This is a genomic window from Uliginosibacterium silvisoli, from assembly GCF_036017035.1.
GTDB classification, from domain to species: domain Bacteria; phylum Pseudomonadota; class Gammaproteobacteria; order Burkholderiales; family Rhodocyclaceae; genus Viridibacterium; species Viridibacterium silvisoli.
On record NZ_JAYXHS010000009.1, the window covers coordinates 1 to 524 of the forward strand.

1 protein-coding gene is annotated in these 524 nt (G+C 63.0%); it reads left to right on the forward strand.

Annotated features, from left to right (window positions below; translation table 11 throughout):
- The coding region (locus VVD49_RS21780; protein ID WP_327601350.1) for an immunoglobulin-like domain-containing protein at positions 1-524 on the forward strand (524 nt) is incomplete at both ends.

Consider the following 524-nt stretch of genomic DNA (forward strand, 5'->3'; position numbering starts at 1 on the left):
GTGCTGGTGAGCATCACCGGCCCATCGTCTGTCATCGAAGGCGCCGCCACGGGCAACTTCACGGTGAGCCTCGGTCAAGCGGCCTACACCGCCGTGACAGTCAACCTGACCTACACCGGTACTGCGAGCAACGGTACGGACTACACCGGCGTAGTGAGCGTCACGATCCCGGCAGGTGCAAGCAGCGCGACTTTCAGCCTCGCAACCATCGACGATGCGCTGGCCGACTCCGGTGAAACCATCATCGTGTCGCTCGGCTCGATCACGGGCGGTGGCTTCGAAGCGATTGCTGCCAACCCTGCATCGAACTCCGTCACGACCACCATCTCCGACGAAGCTACTCCCGACACGGTGCTGGTCAGCATCACCGGCCCGGCAACGGTTGTCGAAGGTGTGGCAACGGGCAACTACACGGTCTCGCTGGGCCAGGCTGCAGTCACGCCGGTTACCGTGAATCTGACTTACACGGGCACTGCGTCGAACGGCACGGATTACACCGGTGTGGTGAGTGTCACCATCCCGGC